Source organism: Bradyrhizobium sp. AZCC 2230 (genome assembly GCF_036924495.1).
Lineage (GTDB): Bacteria > Pseudomonadota > Alphaproteobacteria > Rhizobiales > Xanthobacteraceae > Bradyrhizobium > Bradyrhizobium rifense.
This window is the reverse complement of the sequence record NZ_JAZHRS010000001.1, coordinates 6,530,471-6,548,374: the sequence shown is the minus strand read 5'-3', so window position 1 is coordinate 6,548,374 and position 17,904 is coordinate 6,530,471. Positions and strand designations below refer to the sequence as shown.

Genomic DNA, 17,904 nt, shown 5'->3' with positions numbered 1-17,904 from the left:
TCTCCGTATAAATCCGCAACCGGTTTAAGCCATGGGTAACCGGCTTTCCTAAGCATTGCGCCATCTGTCCATAGTATTTCTGGTCGTCCAGGGGAGCGGGATGCGCCAGATTTTTTCAGGGATGGCAGCTGCGATATTCTCGGCCGCGAAAAGCGGCTGGGACGCTGCCATGCGGCGCGGCCCCGTGCTGTGGCTGACACTCTCGGGCGCGCTGCTGGTCGCCGGCATCTTCGCCGTGACCGCGATGGCCGTTGGCGAGTTTCGCGAGAAGACGCTCACCAACCGCGAACGCGAGCTGGAAAACACCGTGCAGCTGATCGCGCGGCACTTCGATCAGCAGTTTGAAGATTCCGATGTCGTCGCCGCCGATTTGATCGGGCAGATGCACCTGCCGGAGATCACCTCGCCACAGATGTTCCGCGAACGCATGTCGGGGCTTGAGGCCCACCGGATGCTCAGGGGCAAGATCAGCGCGGTCTCCTATCTCGGCGACATCGCGGTCTACGATGCCGACGGCAACCTGATCTCCTGGTCGCGCGCCCAACCGCTTCCCAAGATCAACGTGTCTTCGCGCGCCTACTTCCAGACCTTCAAATCGAATCCAATGTCGGAACCGGTGCTGCTGGAATCCGTGCGCAGCTTCCTGATCGGCAAATGGACCACGATCGTGGCGCGCCGATTGAGCCTGCCGGACGGTACTTTCGTCGGCGTACTGGTCCGCCGGATCGATCCCGACAGCTACCAGCGCTATTTCGCCTCGGTCGCGCTGGCCGAAGGCGCCGCCATCTCGCTGTTCGATCGCGAAGGCGTCATGTTGGCGCGCTACCCGCATGTCGAATCGCTGATCGGGACCAACTACAAGAACGCGCCGCTGATGCAAAAGGTGCTGACCCGCGGCGGTCAGCACACGCTTCGCGTCAAGAGTCCCGTTGACGGAGAGGAGCGGCTCGGCTCGGCCGCGTCGCTCACGCATTTCCCGCTGGTCATCGTCGCGACCAATACCATGTCGGCCGCGCTCGCCGACTGGCGGCAGCAGACCGGCTTTATGGTCACCACCGCGACGCTCTCGGCGGCGGTGATCGCGCTGATCCTCTTCATGATCATCCGTCAGATCAACCGGCAGAACCGCGAAGCCCAGCAGCGGCTGGAGGCGGAACGACTGCGGCTCGACACCGCCCTCAACAACATGTCGCAAGGGCTGATCCTGTACGACGCCGCCGGATACATCGTCACCTGCAATCGCCGCTACGCCGACATGTTCGGCCTTTCGCACGACGTCATCAAGCCGGGCTGTCACATCACCGAAGCGATGCACCACCGCAAGGAGCGCAACGCGTACAGCGGCGATGTCGAAGCGTTTTGCGCCGACGTCATGAGGGGCGTTGCCGAAGGCAAGGTCGCCACAAAAACCCATCAATTGCCCAACGGTCGCGCCTTCCAGGTCATCAACACGCCGCTCGCGCAGGGCGGATGGGTCGCCACGATCGAGGAAATCACCGAACGGCTCAATCTGGAACAGGAGCGCGATCGCAACTACACGTTCCTCCGCGAGATCATCGATCACATCCCGTCGCAGATCACGGTGAAAGACGCCCTGACGCGGCAATATCTGCTGATCAACCGCACCGCTGCAGAGCAATTCGGCCAATCGCGCGAAGCCATCGTCGGCAAGACCCCCTTCGACATCTACCCGGTCGACACCGCCAGGGTCGTCACCGAAGACGACAGCAAGGCGCTGCAGACAATCGAGGGATTGTCCAAGGACGAACATGCCTGGACGAGCCAGACCATGGGACTGCGCTACATCACCTCGACCCGGATCGGCATCCGCGACTCCTCCGGCGAGCCGCGCTACCTCATCAACGTCGTCGAGGATGTCACCGAGCGGCGGCGCGCCCATGACAAGATCGCGCATATGGCGCATTACGATGCGCTGACCGACCTGCCGAACCGCACGCTGTTCCGCGCGCAGATCGAGCGCGAGCTGGACAAGGTCGCCGGCGGCGAACAGTTCGCACTGCTCTACATCGACGTCGACGAATTCAAGGGCATCAACGATTCGCTCGGCCACCATGTCGGTGACGAGCTGCTGAAGGCGATCGCGGGCCGCATCCGCGCCTGCCTCAAGCCGGGCGATCTGATCGCGCGGCTCGGCGGCGACGAGTTCGCGGTGATCCAGACCAAAATCGAATCGTCCGCCGACGTGCTGTCCTTCGTGACGCGGATCCATGAAGCGATCCGCCCCCCCTATCACTGCCTCGGCCACCAGCTCTCCACCGACGCCAGCATCGGCATCGCGATGGCGCCGCAGGACGGCGCCGATCTCGACCAGCTCATCAAGAACGCCGACCTCGCAATGTATGGCGCCAAGGCGGAAGGGCGGCGCACCCACCGCTTCTTCGTGCCGGAGATGGATGCGAGCGCCAAGGCCCGCCTCTCCCTGGAGCAGGATCTGCGCCAGGCGCTGGTCGACGGCGGCTTCGAGATCCATTACCAGCCGCTGGTCAATCTGCATTCGGGCGAGGTCTCCGGCTGCGAGGCGCTGCTGCGCTGGCGTCATCCCGAGCGCGGCATGGTCTCGCCGGCCGAATTCATTCCGATCGCCGAAGACACCGGCCTGATCAACGAACTCGGCGACTGGGTGCTGCGCACGGCCTGCAACGAGGCCGCGACCTGGCCCCCCCACGTGCGCGTCGCCGTCAACGTCTCGCCGGTGCAGCTCAAATGCGACACGCTGGCGCTGCGGATCGCAGGCGCGCTCGCAGCCTCCGGGCTCGAGCCGCGGCGGCTCGAGCTCGAGATCACCGAAGCCGTGCTGATCCGCGACGACGATGCGGCCCTTTCGATCCTGCACCAGCTTCGCTCGATCGGCGTGCGCATCGCGCTCGACGATTTCGGCACCGGCTATTCCTCGCTGAGCTATCTGAAGCGCTTCCCGTTCGACAAGATCAAGATCGACCGCTGCTTCGTCGCCGACATCGCCGATTCCGGCGGGTCGCCGGTGATCGTGCAGGCGGTGGTGAACATCGCCTCCGCCAGCAACATGACGACGGTGGCCGAAGGCGTCGAGACCGAAGCCCAGCGCGAGATGCTGCGCGCGCTCGGCTGCACGGAGATGCAGGGCTATTTGTTCAGCAAGCCGAAGCCGGCTGCGGACGTACGCGGGTTGTTCGGCCCGGGCGACGCCATGCCCGTCGCGGCGGTGGCCTGAGATGGCAAAACTCGTCAAGACTCCTGTTGGAAAGATTCCTGCAAAGACCGTCGACGTCGCGGATTCCTACGCGGTGCGGCTGATGCAGCATCTGGTGGTGCCGACCTTCGTGATCGACCCGAAGCGCCGCGTCGTGATCTGGAACAGGGCGTGCGAGCGGCTGACCGGCGTTGCCGCCTCCGAGGTGATCGGCACCAGTAAGCACTGGCAGGCCTTCTACGAGACCAAGCGCCCTTGCCTCGCCGATCTGGTCGCACTCGACCGGCCCGAACAGCTACCGGAATTCTATTCGGAGTACGCCGCACGCGGCCACAACGGACTCGGCTTCAGCGCGGAGAACTGGTGCGTGATGCCGAAGCTCGGCAGCCAGCTCTATCTCGCGATCGACGCAGGCCCCATCCATGACGAGGCCGGCCATCTGATCGCCGTGGTCGAGACGCTTCGCGACCTCACCGACCAGAAGCGCGCCGAAATGGCGCTGAAGGAGCTCGCCACCAAGGACGGGCTGACCGGCCTGTCGAACCGCCGCTCCTTCGACCAGATGCTGATGACCGAATGGGAGCGCGCGCAGCGGACGCAGAAGCCGCTGGCGCTGCTGTTCGTCGACGTCGATCATTTCAAGCTGTTCAACGACGAGCACGGCCACCAGTCCGGCGACGAATGCCTGCGCGAGGTCGCGCGCGTCGTCAGCCACCACGCGGTGCGCCCGCTTGACCTCGCCAGCCGCTATGGCGGCGAGGAATTTGCGCTGATCCTGCCCGACATGGGCTGCGACGATGCCTGCGCCATCGCCGAGGAGATCCGCGGGGCCGTCATGGCGTTGCGCATCGCCCATGGCGCCCATGGGGCCGGCAACCACGTGACCCTCAGTGTCGGCGTCGCCAGTCACATCCCCGGCGAGGCCGACGGCGCCCCCGACCGGCTGCTGGGTGCGGCCGACCAGGCGCTCTATGCCGCCAAGCGGCTCGGCCGTAACCGTGTCGTCAGCTCCGAGCGGATCCTGGCCGAATTCGCAGGCCTCGGCCGGGACAATGTGCCGGTCAGCGGTCCGGTTCCTGGCCTTGCGCCACGCAAATCGGCCTAGGCGCGGCGATTGTCGCGGCGAGACCGGTTGCCCACCCCTCGCCAATCGGCTACATGGACCCTCGCTGCACCCGTAGCTCAGCTGGATAGAGCGTTGCCCTCCGAAGGCAAAGGTCACACGTTCGAATCGTGTCGGGTGCGCCAGCAAAATCAAATAGTTATTGGACTTTGCGTTCGCTGCTTCGCCCGCCGGGTAAGCAACAGAGTTGTTTTCTGAGCGCTTGGCGTTTCGATCAACGATTGAAGTCGAGACGACTGATATCGGGGCTGGATCGATGGCGCAGGTTCGTCCGAGAACCTTCGTAAAATTCCAAACAGTATGGCGTCAGTCAGGCCCGCGGGAAGCTTGCGCCCATGGGCGGTTCTGGTGCCACCGCGGAAATCGACGAGACATACATCGGCCGTAGCGCTTATGGATCGCGGCGGCGCGGCCCGCAGCTCCAATATCGATGCCGTGACGCTCAACGAGATCACCAAGATTGTGCGCGAGAACGTCAACCGCGAAACCGTCGTCGAGACTGACGAAGGCCGTTGGACATGCAGCTTGGCGCGCACTTCACGAGCCATGGCGCAGTGAACCACAGCGCCAAGGAATAGCGGCGCGGACACGATCACCACGAATACGGTTGAGGGCTAATAGCGCGCGCATCGTGCGATCAACGTCATACCCAACTCACGCTCGGCTGCATTGCTACCACAATCGGCGCGGTGTTATGCTCGTCGCAGAACGGGGAGTTTCTCGATGCACAAAATCGCCGTCGCCGTCTTGCTTGCCCTGATGGCCGCCCCCGCGCTGGCGCAGGAGCATGTTCTAGGGCCTGGCGAGGAGCCCAAGGAGAAGACGGCGTCGCAGAAAGCGGCCGATGATCGGGCTGAGCGCGCCTATCAACGCTCCCTCAACAATGTTCCGGAACAGAAGCCGGTCGATCCGTGGGGAACTGCCCGCGGCGATGATGCGTCGAAGAAGTCGGCCGCGCCGGCCAAGCCGGTTGTGAAGCAGTCGTCCAAGGCCAAGAGCGGCAGCACCGCCAATTAGCAAAGATGCGTGAAACGGCGGGCTCCCTTCGTCCGCACCACGACGCGCAGTAGCTCGCACCCGTTCCGGACGACTAGTAATCGACAATTTTGACTCTGGCCCACGGCGCGTTTCGATGGCGGCATGCCCCGCCCTGTCCGCCGCCCCAACCCTGCGCACGCCGACGGCCGACCACTTAAGATCACCTTGGTAAGATGCGGCAGATGGGTGTGCGCGGCGTGCCGGTCTATTGCCATTGTGGCCATCATGTTGCTCTGGACGCCGACCGTTGGCCTGACAATGTAGGGCTATCCGATCTCGAGCCGCGGTTCGTCTGCCAGGGTTGCGGTAGTCGTGGTCCTGATATCCGGCCTGACTTTGAGCGGGGCAACCCGCAGCTTGCAATCATGGGGTATCGAAACACGCGATGACCAAGGGCGCATGGTGAGGACCTTTGGAGCTTCCTCCGCGTTAAGGCAACGAACCCCGGGGGCGAGGAGATTTTCCGATGTCTGCCGTCCCTCTGGACGTCCAACGAAGATTCGAGCGGCGATGGTCCGCGAGGTTTCTCTGCCCGAAGCAACCAACCAGGGCACAAGAACAGCGGCCTGAAAGGCCCCAGGTTGCCGCGCCCGCAAAAGCCAAAAGAAAAGCCCGCCGGGCTAAAGCAATAGGCCCGATGTCTGCACCGGCCGCGTGAGCGCAGGACCGAAGCCCCGGGCAACCCACCTTAAAGCTCGGACTAACGTAAAGCTCTCTCGCGCGCGGCATTCAGGGCCGCCTTTGTCTGCGGGACAGCCTCATTGATGGGCTCCCGACTAGGGGGCGGTTCGCTGAGATCTCGGGCCCATGGCGCGCCAGAACGAATTGCTGACCGCGATACGGGGTCACCTGAATTTGCGCAAGCAGAGATGAGGAGGCCGACAAGGGTCAGCGAGCCTGCCGATATCAAGATGCGGATGCGCATGCCCATCCAACCGACTGCCCGAAGAATCGATCCTCCGAATTATAGCACTCGGGCGAACTCAGCAGAGTTGGCCCGCCAGCGTGAACCGGCGGGGCCTCTTGATCTACCGCCTCAGCCGGCGACCGCCGTCAGCTGCTGCCGATCGCGCTCGATGCGCGCGAGTTCGTCGACGCGGGGCTGATGCAGAGAACCGCGCAGCCGCGAAGGCGTACCACAAAGAGCGGATGCGCAAGCTCGATGAGGAAGCGGAGGCCGAACGCGCGAAGGCAGACCTCGCCGAGCTCGACCGACTTCGCCGTTACCTCATCTTTGGCACTCAAGCCCGCCTCAGCGGTGACCGCGAGAAGCTGACGAAGGCGATCGACGACTACGTCGAGGAGATGATGGGAGACCGCACCACACTGCACGCCAAGAACCACAGCTGCGGCTGACGGGCGGATCCGGATACATACCGGGCAGCCTGAGGCGGCTTACTTCTCTTTTTCTTCCGCCTGTTCGTGCTCAAGGTCGCTGATCAGCTTTCCGATGCGCTCTGTGGTCGTGGGATCGTTCACGGCTTTCAGCAAGCGCTTGGATTGCGCCAAACGAACTGCGATTTGCTCCTGGCGGGCTAGTTGGTCTGGCATCATTGGTGCTACCTCCGCAGAGTCAGACGGATGGCGCGGCGAATGGTTCAAAACTATTTTGGAATGGCACGGGCGTCGCGTTGCAAGCCCGGCGGCCCGCCAGCGTGACCGGTGGGCTATGTTTCTTAGCGGTGTTCAAGCGCTCGATCCGAGCGGGTGAAAGACAGTCGCAGCCGTTGCCGCCGATCAATCCTGTCCAATCTGCCTCAGCCCTGCTTCGATCAGCTTGAGGTCCCCCTGCAGAGCCAGAACCGATTGCCTAGGATCGACACCAGTCCTGCTTTGGAGATCAGTTAGTAGCTGGCGCCGGTGCATGCGCATGTCTTCCAATGCAGGTCTATTTTTCAATCGAACGTAGACGGAAACAATCTGTTCAATAGACGATGGCATGGAACTTCCTTTGAATAAAAGGTTCCAAGTCCCGGGGGGAACTAGCAAATCCCGGATCCAAACTAGCCTGCACGATCTATGCCGAGAATCGATGACACTTTCGGAGGTCTCGACTTTGTGAAGCAGCTCGGTTCCCAACGGAGTGCCCCCTTTGGGCAGTCATCTTTTCCATTGCACCGGCATAAACTGAACTGGCCAACCGGGCCGGCTCTTACACTTCCAGCCCCGGGCCTCCGGGAAGCAGGCGGCCCTACCGAGCTATCCGCTGGGCGGGGTCGCTTCCGTGTCCGACCGCCGCAGACGAGAATTAGCGGCCCACCCTCAAAATGATCTGGAGCTACCACCTTACGAGGTCTGGGAGGACTTCGTCGAAGGCACGCTTCGGTTTGGAAGCACGTCACTCCGGATCTACTAGGAACACTCGCTCAGCTATCTTGCGTTGATGACTGACAGCCAAGACACCTTGCAAATTGTTGCTGACCGTTTTCAGAGAAGCGTTCCAGCAGCCTGACTTTGGCAGCTGGCCACTGATCACGATCCTTGAGTAAAGTCACGTCTTATGGCCCCTCTCGTTTATCCCGGAGGCTGCTGGGGATGGCCGCTATTGAGCGGTTCAACCGAACCGTCCCACGATATAGGAATCTAAAAGGCGTAGTGCTGGATCGCAGGCCGTCGCAGCTTTGCCGATTGTAGCGCTTAGCTGGCTGCTCCATCATAGCGTCACGGCGAAGCAGTAGTGCCTATCTTCATCGGCCGTCGTGCGCCATTCCTGAACAGACTTACGAACCCGAGGCGTGGGTTGGCCGCTGGCGCAAGCTTTCGACCGCGATGCTTAGCTCGACAGCAGCGTGCGTACGGCGCGGGCAAGGCGACGACCGGTGGTCTTCTGCCTCAGTGCCTCCGTCCAGTCGAACATGCTTGAATTGACATCGTACTCGCCGCGCTGGGCTTCCGGGATCGCACCGGCCACGATGCGTGCGATCAGGTGCGGCAATTCCCGATAGAATGTTTCCGTGCGATACGGCGGATGAAGCGAGTAGAGCCCGGCTCCCGAACCGAGAAAGTCGATGCGGGAAAGTCCCTTGCGCATCATGGCCGCGGAGATGATCTCCTCGGCCGGCATGGTCAGCGGCGACTGGCGAAACAATTTTGCGCGGATCCGGCGCCGGAGATTCGGCCGCACCAGCTCCAGCGCGCCGACCGATGCATCGAACTTGTTTTGATCGAGCACGAAGATGCGCGTGCTCACGCTGCGAAAACGGTAAGCCGGGTAGGCGGCGGCCAGCCGCTCGGGCGGCTGGACGCCGGTCAACCCCGGAAAAGCCCCATGCAAATCGGCGAGCGTGCCGTCAGCGCGGGGCGGACCGGGAAGTGGTCCGGCGAACAGCGCATCCGGCGTCGTCTTCAGCCAGCCGATCGCCTCCTCCAGCCAAATCTGGCTGCCGCCGCCGAACAGCATGTCGCTGTCCATATGCACCACATAGTCCGCGTTCGCCTTCAAGAGACCGTAGAAATAGGCATGAAACGGTCCGCCGTCGAAGGCCTTTTCCGGATAGGCGCGGCTTGTCGAGAAATAGCGCTGCCGCACGGACTCGAGCGCCGCCGGCGAATAGTCGACCTCCGAAATCTCCGCCTTCGGCGACTTCAGCGCGATGGCCTCCAGCAGTGCAAACAGGCGTCCGCGGTACTCCTCATAAGCATCGCCGCTGTAGCGGCCGCTCCTGCTCTGCCTGGTGTCGACTGTGAATACGATACGATCGACCTGATCGCCCCACACGTCGATCTGATGCGGAAGTGTGTGGACCGCATGGCGCACGTCCAGCGGATGCAAATTGATCTGAAGCGCGGATCTGACCTGCATCTCATCTCTCCTTGCCGGTGAACCGGTTGATCACGTCCATGAACAGCTCGCGCACTCATAGACTTGCACCTCTGCGCTCATATCCGTAACTTATCAAAGATGACCTTCTACGGAGGGCAATTAGCACTGCGTCGTTAATGAACTCGCGGCAGATTTCCAGCGCGCGGTTGCCTTAACAAACGGTTACTCAGTCATTGACGCTGCGCAAAATGTCCCGCGCCGTCGCCGGATCGTCACCCGGCGGGCCGATCAGGCAGGCGAGCCGCCCCCGCCACGTCGGCGATCGCCAGAGATCGCGCCCGAGCGCTGCCCATTCGTGAAACGCGATGACGACCGGATTGTTGGAGCGCAGCGGCTTCACCAGGCCGTAGTTGCACGGCAGGTCGTCGCGTTCGGCGACGAAGGTGCCGAACATCCGGTCGAACACGATGAAGATGCCGCCGTAATTGCGGTCGAGATACTCGGCGTTGCAGGCGTGGTGCACGCGATGATGCGAGGGCGTGTTGAGCACATATTCCAGCCAGCCGAGTTTCGGAATCCACTCCGCGTGCAGCCAGAACTGGTAGAGCAGATTGATGCCGGCCGCGATGAACACCGGCCCCGGTGCGAAGCCGAGCCAGATCATCGGCACGTAGAAGACCGCGGCACCAGTCAGCCTCCCGGTCCAGCCGAAGCGATAGGACGCCGCGAGGTTGAACTCGTTCGAGGAATGGTGGATCGCGTGCGTCGCCCAGAACCAGCGAACGCGGTGGCTGGCGCGATGGAACCAGTAATAGCTGAAGTCCTGGGCGATCACGAGTACGACCACCGACAGCACACCGTTGAGCGGGATGGTGAACAGCCGGTGATTCCAGGCCAGATCGACCAGCGGCTGCGCGATGCTGAGCGGCAACAGCGTGTAGACCAGATATTGCCGGCCGAGCGCATCGATCAGCGAGGCCCAATAGGCGCGCCAATTGTAGTCACGGCGCATCACCAAGGGCCAGGACGAGACCCTCCAGTGTCGCGATCACGATCACGGCGGGAAGGGAGAATTGCAGAACGGAAATCAATGGCTTCATCGCAACCTCGCATCCCCAGGCGCCTCGCCCGCGGGCAATAAGTTGCACGAGGGCCGCGCGGCGGCGCGCCGATTCCTGAACTGGGACTGGCCGATTCCTGCAAAAGGCCCGTCAAATCAGGAAACGGTCAGGTTTCGGCACCCGTCATGCCGCCGGCGCGAGCCCGCCGATACTCGGACGGCGTCAGGCCGGTATGCGCCTTGAAGGCGCGATTGAAGGGTCCGATCGAGCCGAAGCCGGCGTCGAGCGCAATGGTCAGGATCGGCACGGCGGCCTGCGAGGGATCGCTCAGCGCGGCTTCGGCCTCAGCCAGGCGATAGCCGTTGACGAAGGCGCTGAAATTGCGATGGCCGAGCTGCCGGTTGATGAGATGGCGCAGGCGGTATTCCGGAATGTCGAGCTTTTGTGACAATGTTGCGATGCTCAGGTCCGGCTCGCGAAAGACCTTGTCGTGGTCGAGCAGGCGGCGCAGCGCCGTGAGCTCAGCTGCATCGGGCTCTGTTGCCGGCACCGCGGACTGTGGATCGGGCAGGATCGTGGCCGGTTGCCGTGCCAGCTCTCTTGCCAGCGTCCCTGCCAGCGCAGGCGCGGGCACCAGAGATGTTTCGGCCGAGGCCAGCGTGCCCAGCACGGCGAACAGGAAAATCAGCGCCGTCAGGCTGGCCGCATTGGCAAGACTGATCGATGCCGCCGAAAGCCCGCCGGGCCAAAGCCAATCCGAGCCGATGCTCAACAGTGCATAGAGCGCGGTGACCATTGCATACCAGACGCGGAGCCGTCGCCTGTTCTCAACGAGGTCAGTCGCACGCCCCGACAGCACGTTCCAGATGCCGAGTAGCAAAAGGGACACCGACAGACAGGTGCGCGCCACATCGACGGACATCGGATGCCTGAACAGATCGATCAGTGCGAACCCCATCAACGCGAGCCCGCCGAGCCAATGGTACCAGCGCAGGCGAAATTCATCGACAAAGATGGCGCTCATCGCAATCCAGAACGCCGCCGGCATGCCGGCATTGATGAGATGAACCGGCAGGCGCAGCGGCAGAGCCAGCGCGCCGACGCCCGGGGCGGAATCGACGATATAGGCCGCGATGGTCAAGGCCAGAAATGCGGAATAGCGGCTGACGGGATTGCGCCGTGCATCGCGCGCGGCAATCGCGACGCGAAAAAAGAAGAATGACGACCGCTCCTCCTCGCAATGCGGCTTCCAGGGTCGACATGCGATTCAGCGGTCCGTTGAAATCGTCTTTGGGAAAGGGACAGGAAACAGTATCGCATCAAACTCATCTATTTTGTTTCTGAATATTTCTGGCTGTTCAATGGCAATATTTGGCAACGAGCGATCCCCGCCTGCAACGGCTCCGCGCCAGCTCCCGTGCCTACCACGGCCCGACCGGGCACTCCAACCGCCCAAGGTGAAATCAGGACTGTGAACTCAGGACTGCGAACCCAGGACTGGATGTGACTTGGGCAATATCAGCCCGAGTCCACCAAAAGCACGGAAAGCAACCATGACCTCGATTTCGGCGCTCTCCACTCATCATCACCAGCACACGTCACCGTTGCAGCGACTGCAGGACGAGCTGCAATCGGAAGTCAGTTCCGGCACGATCAGTGCGTCCGATCAGTCGGCGCTGTCCTCCGCGCTCAACGATATCGACTCCTCCCTGCAATCCGACGGGACAAGCGATCAATCCAGCGGCAGCGGACCTGACGGCATCAAGTCGAAGATCGATGATCTGATCCAGCAGGAAGTGTCGTCCGGCAAGCTCACCGGCCAGCAGGCCACCGAGCTGCAAGGTATCTTCAAGTCTGCGTTCTCGCACGGACCGGGCGGCCCGGATGGAGCAGGCGGACCGCCTCCGGCCGGCGGCACCGACAGCTCGTCAAGCGCCAATTCGGTCGTCGACCTGCTGCAGCAATTCCTGCAGACGCTACAAAGCTCGCTCACGGGTTCGACCTCGTCCGGCGCGACGGACCAGGGCGACACGGCCAGCGCAAACGCGTCGTCGTCGACCACCGGCGCGAGCAGTTCGTCGACCGGCACGTCGACGACGGACGTGCTTGAGAAATTCCTGGAGTCGCTGAAAGCCTCGCTTGCGGATTCGACCTACAGCGGGACGGGATCGAACGGCACGTCCAATCCCGCCGACCCCTCGCTGTCCGGCGTCCTTCTCAACGACCGGATCTGATATCAGCAATGTTCAACCACCCTTCGGCATTCCGAAGGGTGGCTTTCGGTGGTCCATCCTCGTCAGTGCCTGACGTGCTCGAACACCACGATCACGCCGGTCGGTTCGGGCTCGTGCGCCATCAGGCGGGTCAGATCCGCATCGCTCCAGTCGGCGAGGCTGACGACTTCACCGGTCTGACGTTCCGCACTCAGCGACGGCGTTGGCTCGAGAACTTTCAATCCCGTCTCGTCGACGAAGAAAGTATGTTCCCCGAACATGCTGTTGAGCTGCGGCATGGCGGGATGCTCGTCGGGCAGCACCTGGGCGCCGAGCTGGTTGACGGTCTGCTTCACCTGTTCGGATGTGAGCTTCATGAGCTGCTCCGTTCTGTCATATCGGTTTCATGGCTTGAACCAAGGTTTGGCCGGAGCGCGTGTTCCCTGCACCTGTGTCGCCTGGCTCAAACTCCCGAACGGGTGCTGCGCACAAATGTTCCTGCAAAATGCATTTCGTGATCGCGTATTGCAACTGCCGCGCCGACGGCACGAGATCGCCACACGATGTCCACGATCTGATCGATGAACGCTAGTGCTCGCTCCGGTTTTCGCCAACGGACAGCGCGCAGATGCGTGACAGATGGGTGTAGGGCAGGCCCGTCTCCTCCGCCCAGGCGTTGAACTGCGCCTGCACCTTGGCGAGATCGCCCTTCGACTTGACCTCTTCGGCGATGTCGAGGCCGGCATCGCGCAGGCAGGCGACGACGTCCTTCGAGGTGACGAAACCGTCCCAGCCGACGAAACGCAGCAGCATCTGGCCGGTGTTGCCGCCAAGCCGGGAGCCGCGCTTGGTCAGGAGATCGAGCAAAGCGATCTCGTTGGACGGCGGCCAATTCGCCAGAAACCTGCCGAAGCTGCCGTGCTCCTTCGCGATCTCCTGCACGAAGGTGGCGTTGTCGCGCACCGACATGATCTTGGCGCCATTGCGCACGATCCGCGTATCGCGCAGGAGGGCTTCCCAATAATCTTCGGGCTGGAAGCTGAGCTTGGCCGGCTGGAAACGCAGGAAGGCGTCTTCAAAGCCGTCCCACTTCGCATCGATCACGCTCCAGGCAAAGCCCGCGCAAAACACCCGCCTGGTCATCTCCGCAAGGATGCGATCGTCGCCGAGTTTTGCGAGACCCTTCAGGTCGGGCTTGTCGGGCATCAGTCTGTCGAGCGCCTCGGGCCCGCCCTTGCGCTTCTCGGCACGGGCACGAATGGTCTTGAAGGAGGTCATGCGATCACTCGCGTTGAAGGCGCGCCACGACACCAGAATTCGACGATCCGGTCCAGCCCTGCGACTCTACCGCCACTTGCGCGCGCCCGCGCGTCGCAGCATGCTTCCGTCTTGCCGGATTGGCCGAACGAGGCGGCCGCGCTGGTCTGCTTCTTGCTTGATAACAATTTGGAATTCCCAGACATTTTCGCACTCTCTCCGACGGATTCTCGATGCGCTGCCTGGTCGTGGCCGACCTGCACTACTCGTTGCCGCAGCTCGACTGGCTGGTCAGCGCGGCGCCGCAATTCGACCTTGTGATCTTCGCCGGCGATGCGCTCGACATCGGCTCGATGGTGGATTTCCGCGCCCAGATCGTGGTGGTGAAGAAGTACCTCGCGCTGATCGCGGCGCAGACCAGGGTCATTCTCTGCTCCGGCAATCACGACCTCGACGAGCGCAATGCGGAGGGCGAGAAGATCTCGCGCTGGATCTCGGAGGTGCGCGAGCTCGGCATCGCCTGCGACGGCGACAATCTCACCATCGGCGACACGCTGTTCACGGTGTGCCCGTGGTGGGACGGGCCGCTGGTCAAGCAGCGCATCGCCGACCAGCTGCGCGATGCCTCGCTCAACCGTCCGCAGCGATGGATCTGGGCGCATCACGCACCGCCGGCGAATTCACCGACAAGCTGGGGCGGCAAACGCTTCTTCGGCGATGTCGAGCTGGTGCAGTGGATCATGCAGTATCAGCCGTCGATGGTGATCTCGGGCCATGTGCATCAATCCCCCTTCATCACCGACGGCTCGTGGTTCGACCGGCTGGGCCAGACCTGGGTGTTCAATGCCGGCCTGCAGCCCGGGCGGCCGCCGACGCACATCGTGCTGGACCTGGATGAGAACAAGGCGTTCTGGCTGGCGGCAGGCGAGGCGCAGTGGATCGATCTCGACGCACCGCTGAAGCGGCCGGCTTGTTACATCGAGGAGCCGCCGGACTGGCTTACATCCTTGGGTCGGATTGCCGATCCGAGCCTGGCGAGACCTCGAGCGGCGGCAGGTTGATCATGCTCTGCAACACCTCGCCGACCATGGCGAGATGCGTGCCGTGGCCGGCATATTGCCGCTTGAGATCGGCGAGATAGGTGTTGGCGGCATTGAGCCGCTGCGCCAGCATGCGCGCGATCAACAGCGCGACCTCAGGCTCCCGCTTGAAGAGCGAGGCAGCATCCTCGAATTCATAGACGACCGTGTCGGAGCAGGCCCGCACCGTCGCCGTGTGCGGCAGCCCCAGCAACACGGACATCTCGCCCAGCACCGCACCAGGCTCGGCAATGGTCGCGACCACCATCTCGCCCTTGAGCACATCGAGCTTGCCGCTCATCAGCACATAGAGATGGCCGGAGGCGCCGCCTTCGGTCACCAGATGCGTACCGGCCGCAACCTGCCGCTCCGTCCCGCCGGTGCAATAATCCAGAACTGCGCGCATCGCCGAAAGCTCCCATCGCTGGGGATACCCTGGCGATACTAGAGCACGATCCATGCCATGCGGCAAATCAACATGCGTCCGGCTATTCCGATAGGCGCTTTGCGAAGTGCACTGATTGCCAGTCGCCGAGGCCGGTGTCGCTAAAGCCCGCCTTTTTCGCCCTGATCCAGACTGCACCATTCGTTTCATTCGGCTCAACAACGGCATCGGGAGATAGCTGTGACATGCGCGAAGCTCTCGGCAGGTTGCGTGGACCGCACACCTAGCCGAGGCCGCGTATTTGCCGCTTGGACAGGGCTGCCAATCTCGCGGCCAGAAACGAACAGCGCGTTGTCCTTTGCCCGACATCACACAGGGGGCGCGCTCATGCAGCTTCGCGCTTGCCGACACGCCGCTCGGGCCGTGTTGCCGTCATCGACTGCTCCTCCGCGTCCTGCGGCGCCCCCCAGAATTCCCGCACCGTCGGTCCCCATCTCAGCCGTCGCGCGCGCAGGAATTCGAGGATCTCGTGCGGCCAGACCCTGCGGCCCATCTGCGTGTACCAACGCATGGCGTGCCGCAGACCCGCATCGCGCTGGAACAGCACACGCCAGATCGCCTTAGGGCGGCATTGCAGCACCATCTCCGTGAACTTGAACCAGACCAGCACGCGCCACGGCGCCATGTAGCGCGTGGCCAGGACCTGGTGCTTGTAATCCCAGCGGCGGCGGTCCGGCTGGATCACGCGGCGGTCGGCAGCAAGCCGGAAATACGGCGTCCAGCGATGCGGCGTGACGTAGAGCAGCTGGACCTGATCGGGATCGTAGGCGAGCAGCTGCTTCAAGCCACGCCAGTGATCGCGATCAGTTTCCTCTTCGAACCCGACCACCCAGGTGGCCATCGACAGGATGCCGTTCTGCCGCAACAGACGAATGGCCTCGCGGTCGATTGCCGTCGTTGCACCCTTGCGGATCAGCTCCAGCGTCTTTTCGTCGGTGTTCTCCAGGCCGAGCAGGAAGCGCTGCCAGCCTGCCTTTTTGTAGAGATGCAGGATATCGGCATCGCGCACGATGTCGTCGGCGCGGGTCGAGCCCACCAGGATGAGATCGACATTCTCGGCGATCAGCGCTTCGAGGAAGGCTCGCCACGCCTTCTTGGACACGGTCGGATTTTCGTCCGCGAAGTTGATGACCTTCACACCGTGCTCGCGATGCAGGCGCGCCAGTTCCTTGGCGAAGCGGACGGGATCCCGATGGCGCCAGCGCGTCCAGAAGCCGCGCTGGCCGCAATAGTTGCACAGATGCGGGCAGCCCCGCGAGAACTGCACGACCACGGCGCGCAGGCCACCCCAATAGCTGTAACGCGTGTGATCGATGAGCTCCCAGCCGATGCGATAGGCATCGAGATCCGCGATGACCGGCGCAGGCTGCGTCGCGCGGGGACCTGCGGCGTCGCGGAACGCGATGCCGGCAATGCCGCCGAGACCGTGGCCATCCTCCAGCGCACGCATCAGGCGCCGTACAGTCTCCTCGCCTTCGCCGCGGACAATGGCGCTGACATAGGGCTCATCGCGCAGGATGTCGCGCCAGTGATAGGTCGGGAAGACGCCGCCATAGATGATCAGCACGCCAGGCCTGGCCTTCACCAGGGCCTGCGCAACGTCTGAAATGACCGGATGTCCAGAGGTCGAGCCGGAATGGCCGAACAATACGGCATCCGGAGCGAAGCGGTTCGCCTCGGTGATAATGTCGGCGACCGGCATCGGGCCGAACTCGGCATCGATCAGCCGCACGGTGTGACCGTCGTCGATCAGAGGGCCGCCGATCGCAAGCAGGCCGAGCGGCGGCAGATGATCGTCCGGAATCCGGCTTCCAATCGAGGGATGAGGCACGTTGACGAGAAGAACACGCATGGACTTTCGCTCCCGCTTTGGTTGGCGTGATCGTCCGTCCCGCTTCTATGAAGAAGCCCAATTCCCCGACTGAACCCGAAGACATCGTGCATGACTGCAGCGGAGACTCTTGCTCTGCTCCGCTTGGTCAGCCTTACGCGCGAGAGAGTGAGGGCACCTCCTCCGGCATGATGGCTTGAAGGCCGCCGAAGCGTCGCTCGCGGCCGTGGAACGAGGCGAGCGCCGTGGCGAGATCGCCCGCATCGAATTCCGGCCACATCCGTTCGGTGAAATGCAGCTCGGCATAGGCGCCTTCCCAAAGCAGGAAGTCCGACAGCCGCTTTTCGCCTGACGTGCGGATGATGAGATCGACGTCGCGCAAGCCGGCCTCGCCGGTGACCAATTGCGAGAAAGCTTCGCGGGTGAGGCTGGTCAGCGCGGCCGCCTTCGCCGCAGCATTCAGGATGGCGTCGCGCGCGGAATAATCGACGGCGATGCGCAGGTGCAGCGTTGTGCCTTGGGCAGTGGCCGCCTCCGCGCGCGCAATGGCGGTGGCGATGCCGTCCGGCAAGCGGTCGCGGCGGCCGATCACGTTGAGCCGCACCCCGTTCTTCACCAGGCTGTGCACCTCGTTGGCGAGATAGAAACGCAATAGCGTCATCAGCGCGGCGACCTCGGCCTTCGGCCTTCGCCAATTGTCGGTCGAGAACGCATACAGCGTCAGCGTGCCGACGCCCTGCTTGGGCGCAGCCTCGACGATGCGGCGGATCGTCTCGACGCCGGCCTCGTGGCCGCGCACGCGCGACAGGCCGCGCCGCGTCGCCCATCGTCCGTTGCCGTCCATGATGATGCCGACATGAAGCTTTTCGGTGTGGGACGTGACGTCACTTTGCATCGCAAAGTC

16 protein-coding genes, 1 tRNA gene and 1 pseudogene are annotated in these 17,904 nt (G+C 63.0%); 8 read left to right on the top strand and 10 right to left on the bottom strand.

Annotated elements, in window-relative coordinates:
* Nucleotides 1-100 precede the first annotated feature (100 nt).
* From V1280_RS31375 to V1280_RS31350, 6 genes are all read left to right on the top strand, one after another.
* Nucleotides 101-3,211: a bifunctional diguanylate cyclase/phosphodiesterase gene (locus V1280_RS31375; RefSeq protein WP_334533525.1), complete on the top strand. Its 3,111-nt coding sequence runs from the start codon at nt 101-103 to the stop codon at nt 3,209-3,211.
* 1 nt (nt 3,212) lies between these two features.
* Complete coding sequence (locus V1280_RS31370) at nt 3,213-4,295, top strand: sensor domain-containing diguanylate cyclase (protein WP_334533522.1); 1,083 nt, start codon at nt 3,213-3,215, stop codon at nt 4,293-4,295.
* Nucleotides 4,296-4,361: 66 nt separating this feature from the next.
* A tRNA-Arg gene (locus tag V1280_RS31365) sits at nt 4,362-4,438 on the top strand.
* Between the two features lie 268 nt (nt 4,439-4,706).
* Nucleotides 4,707-4,871: a hypothetical protein gene (locus tag V1280_RS31360; RefSeq protein WP_334533520.1), complete on the top strand. Its 165-nt coding sequence runs from the start codon at nt 4,707-4,709 to the stop codon at nt 4,869-4,871.
* A 165-nt stretch (nt 4,872-5,036) separates the two neighbouring features.
* On the top strand, nt 5,037-5,330 hold the full coding sequence (locus V1280_RS31355; protein WP_334533517.1) for a hypothetical protein: 294 nt from the start codon (nt 5,037-5,039) through the stop codon (nt 5,328-5,330).
* A 1,170-nt stretch (nt 5,331-6,500) separates the two neighbouring features.
* A complete protein-coding gene (locus V1280_RS31350) occupies nt 6,501-6,707 on the top strand; it encodes a hypothetical protein (protein ID WP_334533515.1) in 207 nt (68 codons plus the stop codon).
* Between the two features lie 39 nt (nt 6,708-6,746).
* Here the strand turns inward: V1280_RS31350 and V1280_RS31345 are convergent, their stop codons facing one another.
* The 4 genes from V1280_RS31345 to V1280_RS31330 all read right to left on the bottom strand — a co-directional run bounded on the left by V1280_RS31345 (nt 6,747) and on the right by V1280_RS31330 (nt 11,316).
* Nucleotides 6,747-6,905 carry a hypothetical protein gene (locus V1280_RS31345; RefSeq protein ID WP_187437447.1) on the bottom strand — a complete coding sequence of 53 codons (159 nt, stop codon included), beginning with the start codon at nt 6,903-6,905 and terminating at the stop codon, nt 6,747-6,749.
* Nucleotides 6,906-8,124: 1,219 nt separating this feature from the next.
* Complete coding sequence (locus V1280_RS31340) at nt 8,125-9,153, bottom strand: glycosyltransferase family 2 protein (RefSeq protein ID WP_334533506.1); 1,029 nt, start codon at nt 9,151-9,153, stop codon at nt 8,125-8,127.
* A 187-nt stretch (nt 9,154-9,340) separates the two neighbouring features.
* Nucleotides 9,341-10,126 carry a sterol desaturase family protein gene (locus V1280_RS31335; RefSeq protein ID WP_334533504.1) on the bottom strand — a complete coding sequence of 262 codons (786 nt, stop codon included), beginning with the start codon at nt 10,124-10,126 and terminating at the stop codon, nt 9,341-9,343.
* A gap of 215 nt (nt 10,127-10,341) precedes the next feature.
* Nucleotides 10,342-11,316 (bottom strand): AraC family transcriptional regulator, encoded by a 975-nt coding sequence (locus tag V1280_RS31330; protein ID WP_334533501.1) that lies wholly within the window; start codon nt 11,314-11,316, stop codon nt 10,342-10,344.
* A 412-nt stretch (nt 11,317-11,728) separates the two neighbouring features.
* Here V1280_RS31330 and V1280_RS31325 point away from each other — a divergent pair, with 412 nt between their 5' ends.
* Entirely contained in the window at nt 11,729-12,409 is a 681-nt protein-coding gene (locus V1280_RS31325) for a hypothetical protein (protein WP_334533498.1), read from the top strand.
* Between the two features lie 62 nt (nt 12,410-12,471).
* Here the strand turns inward: V1280_RS31325 and V1280_RS31320 are convergent, their stop codons facing one another.
* A complete protein-coding gene (locus tag V1280_RS31320; protein WP_334533495.1) occupies nt 12,472-12,765 on the bottom strand; it encodes a hypothetical protein in 294 nt (97 codons plus the stop codon).
* A 211-nt stretch (nt 12,766-12,976) separates the two neighbouring features.
* Nucleotides 12,977-13,666 (bottom strand): DNA-3-methyladenine glycosylase I, encoded by a 690-nt coding sequence (locus tag V1280_RS31315; RefSeq protein ID WP_334533492.1) that lies wholly within the window; start codon nt 13,664-13,666, stop codon nt 12,977-12,979.
* A 212-nt stretch (nt 13,667-13,878) separates the two neighbouring features.
* Here V1280_RS31315 and V1280_RS31310 point away from each other — a divergent pair, with 212 nt between their 5' ends.
* On the top strand, nt 13,879-14,706 hold the full coding sequence (locus tag V1280_RS31310) for a metallophosphoesterase family protein (protein ID WP_334533489.1): 828 nt from the start codon (nt 13,879-13,881) through the stop codon (nt 14,704-14,706).
* On the opposite strand, the gene V1280_RS31305 is transcribed toward V1280_RS31310, so the two are convergent.
* From V1280_RS31305 to V1280_RS31295, 4 genes and pseudogenes are all read right to left on the bottom strand, one after another.
* A complete protein-coding gene (locus V1280_RS31305; RefSeq protein ID WP_334533485.1) occupies nt 14,645-15,130 on the bottom strand; it encodes a Crp/Fnr family transcriptional regulator in 486 nt (161 codons plus the stop codon). The genes V1280_RS31310 and V1280_RS31305 overlap by 62 nt on opposite strands.
* A gap of 82 nt (nt 15,131-15,212) precedes the next feature.
* Nucleotides 15,213-15,290: pseudogene (locus V1280_RS46910) on the bottom strand (GNAT family N-acetyltransferase); the annotation flags it as partial.
* 204 nt (nt 15,291-15,494) lie between these two features.
* Nucleotides 15,495-17,021, bottom strand: coding sequence for a magnesium-protoporphyrin IX monomethyl ester anaerobic oxidative cyclase (bchE, locus tag V1280_RS31300; protein ID WP_334533482.1), 1,527 nt, complete (start codon nt 17,019-17,021; stop codon nt 15,495-15,497).
* Nucleotides 17,022-17,154: 133 nt separating this feature from the next.
* A complete protein-coding gene (locus V1280_RS31295) occupies nt 17,155-17,895 on the bottom strand; it encodes a di-trans,poly-cis-decaprenylcistransferase (RefSeq protein WP_334533479.1) in 741 nt (246 codons plus the stop codon).
* Nucleotides 17,896-17,904: the final 9 nt, after the last annotated feature.

Coding starts and splice junctions, on each gene's coding strand:
- V1280_RS31375 (WP_334533525.1), top strand. CDS start 101: ATGCGCCAGATTTTTTCAGGGATGGCAGCTGCGATATTCTCGGCCGCG.
- V1280_RS31370 (WP_334533522.1), top strand. CDS start 3,213: ATGGCAAAACTCGTCAAGACTCCTGTTGGAAAGATTCCTGCAAAGACC.
- V1280_RS31360 (WP_334533520.1), top strand. CDS start 4,707: ATGGATCGCGGCGGCGCGGCCCGCAGCTCCAATATCGATGCCGTGACG.
- V1280_RS31355 (WP_334533517.1), top strand. CDS start 5,037: ATGCACAAAATCGCCGTCGCCGTCTTGCTTGCCCTGATGGCCGCCCCC.
- V1280_RS31350 (WP_334533515.1), top strand. CDS start 6,501: ATGCGCAAGCTCGATGAGGAAGCGGAGGCCGAACGCGCGAAGGCAGAC.
- V1280_RS31345 (WP_187437447.1), bottom strand. CDS start 6,905: ATGATGCCAGACCAACTAGCCCGCCAGGAGCAAATCGCAGTTCGTTTG.
- V1280_RS31340 (WP_334533506.1), bottom strand. CDS start 9,153: ATGCAGGTCAGATCCGCGCTTCAGATCAATTTGCATCCGCTGGACGTG.
- V1280_RS31335 (WP_334533504.1), bottom strand. CDS start 10,126: ATGCGCCGTGACTACAATTGGCGCGCCTATTGGGCCTCGCTGATCGAT.
- V1280_RS31325 (WP_334533498.1), top strand. CDS start 11,729: ATGACCTCGATTTCGGCGCTCTCCACTCATCATCACCAGCACACGTCA.
- V1280_RS31320 (WP_334533495.1), bottom strand. CDS start 12,765: ATGAAGCTCACATCCGAACAGGTGAAGCAGACCGTCAACCAGCTCGGC.
- V1280_RS31315 (WP_334533492.1), bottom strand. CDS start 13,666: ATGACCTCCTTCAAGACCATTCGTGCCCGTGCCGAGAAGCGCAAGGGC.
- V1280_RS31310 (WP_334533489.1), top strand. CDS start 13,879: ATGCGCTGCCTGGTCGTGGCCGACCTGCACTACTCGTTGCCGCAGCTC.
- V1280_RS31305 (WP_334533485.1), bottom strand. CDS start 15,130: ATGCGCGCAGTTCTGGATTATTGCACCGGCGGGACGGAGCGGCAGGTT.
- bchE (WP_334533482.1), bottom strand. CDS start 17,021: ATGCGTGTTCTTCTCGTCAACGTGCCTCATCCCTCGATTGGAAGCCGG.
- V1280_RS31295 (WP_334533479.1), bottom strand. CDS start 17,895: ATGCAAAGTGACGTCACGTCCCACACCGAAAAGCTTCATGTCGGCATC.